This window comes from Plectonema cf. radiosum LEGE 06105 (assembly GCF_015207665.1).
Lineage (GTDB): Bacteria > Cyanobacteriota > Cyanobacteriia > Cyanobacteriales > Nostocaceae > Rivularia > Rivularia radiosa_A.
In genome coordinates this window covers 1-4,304 of sequence record NZ_JADEWL010000258.1, presented here as the reverse complement: position 1 = coordinate 4,304, position 4,304 = coordinate 1, and the positions used below count along the sequence as shown (strand labels likewise).

General features: G+C 37.6%; 6 protein-coding genes. 1 reads left to right on the top strand and 5 read right to left on the bottom strand.

The window, feature by feature from the left end; all coding sequences use genetic code 11:
• Positions 1–75: 75 nt before the first annotated feature.
• On the top strand, positions 76–669 hold the full coding sequence (gene rdgB, locus IQ247_RS31570) for an RdgB/HAM1 family non-canonical purine NTP pyrophosphatase (RefSeq protein WP_193926129.1): 594 nt from the start codon (positions 76–78) through the stop codon (positions 667–669).
• A 56-nt stretch (positions 670–725) separates the two neighbouring features.
• Here rdgB and IQ247_RS31565 read toward each other — a convergent pair whose 3' ends face one another.
• The 5 genes from IQ247_RS31565 to IQ247_RS31545 form a co-directional block, all read right to left on the bottom strand.
• A complete protein-coding gene (locus tag IQ247_RS31565; protein WP_015119884.1) occupies positions 726–1,064 on the bottom strand; it encodes a P-II family nitrogen regulator in 339 nt (112 codons plus the stop codon).
• 480 nt (positions 1,065–1,544) lie between these two features.
• Positions 1,545–2,144 (bottom strand): hypothetical protein, encoded by a 600-nt coding sequence (locus IQ247_RS31560; RefSeq protein ID WP_193926128.1) that lies wholly within the window; start codon positions 2,142–2,144, stop codon positions 1,545–1,547.
• 247 nt (positions 2,145–2,391) lie between these two features.
• Positions 2,392–3,228, bottom strand: coding sequence for a bifunctional hydroxymethylpyrimidine kinase/phosphomethylpyrimidine kinase (thiD, locus tag IQ247_RS31555; RefSeq protein ID WP_193926127.1), 837 nt, complete (start codon positions 3,226–3,228; stop codon positions 2,392–2,394).
• 136 nt (positions 3,229–3,364) lie between these two features.
• Positions 3,365–3,799 (bottom strand): hypothetical protein, encoded by a 435-nt coding sequence (locus IQ247_RS31550; RefSeq protein WP_193926126.1) that lies wholly within the window; start codon positions 3,797–3,799, stop codon positions 3,365–3,367.
• 165 nt (positions 3,800–3,964) lie between these two features.
• Positions 3,965–4,159: a type II toxin-antitoxin system RelE/ParE family toxin gene (locus IQ247_RS31545; RefSeq protein WP_322745615.1), complete on the bottom strand. Its 195-nt coding sequence runs from the start codon at positions 4,157–4,159 to the stop codon at positions 3,965–3,967.
• Positions 4,160–4,304: the final 145 nt, after the last annotated feature.

The following is a 4,304-nucleotide window of genomic DNA, read 5'->3' as shown; positions in this document are numbered from 1 at the left end:
CTCCTAACTCCCAACCCCTAACTCCTAACTCCTAACTCCTAACTCCTAACTCCTAACCCCTAACTCCTAACTCCTATGAAATTAGTCGTAGCTACATCAAATCCTGGTAAATTGCGAGAATTGCAACAATATCTTGCGGATTTGGATTGGGAATTAGTTCTCAAACCGCAAGAATTAGAAGTTGAAGAAACTGGTGATACCTTTTTAGCGAATGCTCGTCTCAAAGCTTCATCAGTTGCGATCGCGACAAATAATTGGGCAATCGCAGATGATTCTGGTTTGCAAGTGGATGCATTAAATGGCGCACCGGGGGTTTATTCAGCCCGCTATGCTGCTACCGATAGCGAACGTATTACCAGGTTATTAAAAGAATTGGGAGACGAAACCAATAGAAACGCACAATTTGCCTGCGCGATCGCTTTTGCTCGTCCTGATGGTACGATTGCTTTAGAATCTGAAGGTATTTGTAAAGGTGAAATCCTTCAGGAAGCTCGCGGTAATCATGGTTTTGGCTACGATCCAGTTTTTTACGTTCCCCAGAAACAATTAACCTTTGCCGAGATGACGACTGAGGTGAAGCGCTCAATTAGTCATCGAGGCAAAGCACTTACAGGTTTACTTTCTCAATTAAAGCAGATTAAACCTGAGAAAAATTATCTAACGCAATGAAGTGTAAAGGTTGAAGGGTAAATTGATGGCGCTTCAAACTTCAGACTTCATTTTTTTTATACCGCTTCTGTATTCTTTTCTCCGGTACGAATCCGCACCACCTGTTCCACTGGTGAGATAAAAATCTTACCATCGCCAATTTCACCAGTACGAGCAGCGGCAATAATTTTATCTACTACCATATCAACTTGAGCATCTTCTATGACAATTTCAACTTTGAGTTTTTGTAGAAATTCAACGGTGTACTCAGAACCTCGATAACGTTCGGTTTGTCCTTTCTGTCGTCCAAATCCCCGTACTTCGGAAACTGTCATTCCAACGATACCGGCATTGACTAAAGCAATTTTCACTTCATCCAGCTTGAAGGGGCGGATAATTGCTTCTACTTTCTTCATTTAACTGTCTCCTTACTTTAATTAGCTTTATCTATCTAACCAGATTCCCAGACCCGTGAGCGGTAACTGGTAAACTACTTATCAATAATATGTACCATTTACCGACCTATAAAAAATCACAAATTACAAAGATAAAGACAATAATTCTTTTACCTTGTTCGGTCAAATATGATTAAATATATGTGTTAAATTTTTTTGTCGGTAAAAATCATTTAAATATTAATTACGAGATTAGATTGTAAATCTAGCACAGTTCGGTGCAGATAATACTACTATTTAAAATCTATCAAAAGCCCATAAAATCAGCTTTTTTTATTTGACATTTTTACTTACTTTTGCCTTGTTTTACTAGATATGGCTTGTTAGTCAATATCTTTTGCCTCCTAGGGATGGCAATATTATGGCTTGGAGAATTAACTTTAATCTCAAGTCTAAAGTTAGTTTAAAAGTTAGTCTAAAAGTTAGTCTAAAATTAAATTACTAACGACCATGATTTTCTAAAAGGGGACGCACAACTACGTAACCAGCGCCAAAACCCATAAAAATAATCAGAACAATTGCAAAAATCAACCACCAACCACTAACTTGCGATGGTTCTGATTCTTCAGCATAGTAATAGCTTGCTTGTTGTTCTTCTATAAATACTGTTTCTGGTAGGGGTTCTATAAATTCAGTCACTTGAGGAACAACTGGTGCTGTACGTGGGCGTTTTGCTCGCTTTTGTGGTGTATTTGGGCGCTTGTATTGTTTATTTTGTGGCCCATAGTGTTTCTCCTTTACTTCAACTGCTGTTCGCTGAGAAGAATCATAATAACTATTATTTTGAGCAGTATTGGCAGAATGATTAGCTGCATTTTGCAAGTGTAAAACAGCATTAACGGTTTTAGCGATTTCTTGACGAAGTATGTGATTTTCTTGCGCTAAATATTCGTTTTTACGATTGAGTTGATGGATTGCAGCTTCTGCTGCTTGCAACTCTGCTGCTAATTCCCGATATACGCTCAGGGGTACGGAAGCTGAATAAGCTTGATTTTCTGGTTTTGGCGATCGATCGTAGACCGAATCTGTAATTGTTCCCATAGGTACTGGTATGGTACTTACTATTTAGTATAAAGAATAAATGGCTTCCGACTTACTATAAAGATGATCTGAAAGTTTAAAAAACATCTAATCATACCTGTAAATCATACAGGAAAGCCTCATAGATAAAAAAATATGTTTACCGAGTTTTACAATAAAACATACTAGTAAACTTATCATTAAAAATCAGATTTTTCAGATATTAAGGCGACATTATTCACCTGACAAACAACAATGTAAAATAGTTTTAAAAAGAATATGGATTATTCTTTAACAAAGGGAAAAAGTGTCCTACAGGTCCTTGTCCTTTGCCAATATCTAAAGCATGGTTTAATGCATCAGAAACATATTCTTTTGCTTGACGTGCTGATTTAAATAAACTATCTCCTCGCGCTAGATTAGCTGCGATCGCTGCTGACAAGGTACAACCAGTTCCGTGAGTATTTTTGGTGGCTACTAATTGAATCAGCAGGGTTTCAAGGTTTTTACCATCAAACCAAATATCGATTCCGCGTAAACTTCCCTGCATTCCACCACCTTTAACTAAAACAGCTTTCACTTTCAATTTTTCATGAATCGTCTGGGCTGCTGCTTTCATATCATCAAGAGATTTAATTTCTAAGCCGCAGAGAATTTGCGCTTCGTATCGGTTGGGAGTTAGAACCGTCGCTAAAGGTATAAGGCGATCGCGAAGAGTTTTCACAGCTTCATCATCAATTAGTTGCGCTCCTGTCCGCGATACCATCACTGGGTCTACCACTAAATTGGGAATTTGTAAAGTTTCTATTTGTTTAACAACGGTAGCAATAATTTCCTGATTTAGCAGCATTCCAGTCTTAGCTGCTTGCACCCCGATGTCTTCGCATACAGCCTGAATTTGCTGCTCTACAGATTCTTTTGACATTGCATCAACCCGTGTCACACCCAAAGTATTTTGTGCCGTGACGCAGGTAATAGCGCTAGTACCGTGGACGCAATGAAAAGCAAAGGTACGTAGATCGGCTTGAATTCCTGCACCACCACCGCTATCGGAACCAGCAATAGTTAAAGCTACGGGTACCTGAGATTTTGATTTGATGTTCATCAATTTGTTAAAGAATATGAATTATTAATTATGAACTTAAAGTACAAGATTTTTTGTTACTTTATCTCGCTCAGGGTGCAACAATTTCAAATTTTACCTTTGGGTATTTTTCCCACTTTCTGACTTTCTGACTTTTTTACTTGCCCATTTCCTTCTCAATTCGTTGCAACTCATCTTGTAGAAACTTACCCCATTCTCCGGCTAAGGGAATTTCTGTAAAAGGTATGCGAATAGATTTGGAGGCATCGGAAAATACAAATTCTAATTCAACTTTTTGGGCTTTTCTAGGTAGCTTTTCTATATCAATAGGTTTGTCATCTATCAAAAGATTGATATTTTCAACATGATTCAAAGAAAAAGTTTGCAAATCCACGATACCTTTAACAGTCGGTTTTCCCCAAGTAATATCATTACCTTTTTGAGCCAAAACCGCATAAATATCGTATTTTGCTCGGTCAAACTTTTTTTCCCAAACACGATAACCTTCCACTTTTTTAAATTCTCTAGAGCCTTGCCAAGCTAACCAAAAAAATGCTACTAACAAAGGCAACCATAAAAGTCCGCGTTCCATAAGATAACCTGAATAATTTACAAATAATATAGGTAAAATATAAATTTATTCAAAAAATATCTTTGATGTTGATGCGATCGGATTTTTTTAAAGAATATTTTGTGGTGCGATCGCACAATTAAAAGTAATCATGGTATTTAGAATATTGCGAACGCTTATTAACTTTCAAGATTTCTTCGCTTCCAGTAACGCCGGTTTGCGCTTACTATGAGCTATGGCAATAATCCAAATTACTTCTTCGAGTTCCGTATAAAAAATCTGATAGGGGAAACGTTGAATAACATAACGACGTATTCCTTCGATTTTATGTGGAGTTCCTAGATTGGGATTTTGCTGAATTTTCAGAATAACCTTTTCCACTTCGGACAGTAGATCTAACCGTTACATAACACTTACCCAAAGCTACCCATAGTTGGAAATATTTACTTTGGGCTTCGTTTACTTCCTACTTCATTCTGGCAGTGTCGGCACTCACCAGTCCACAGGCTAACCTCACCTAACTGGC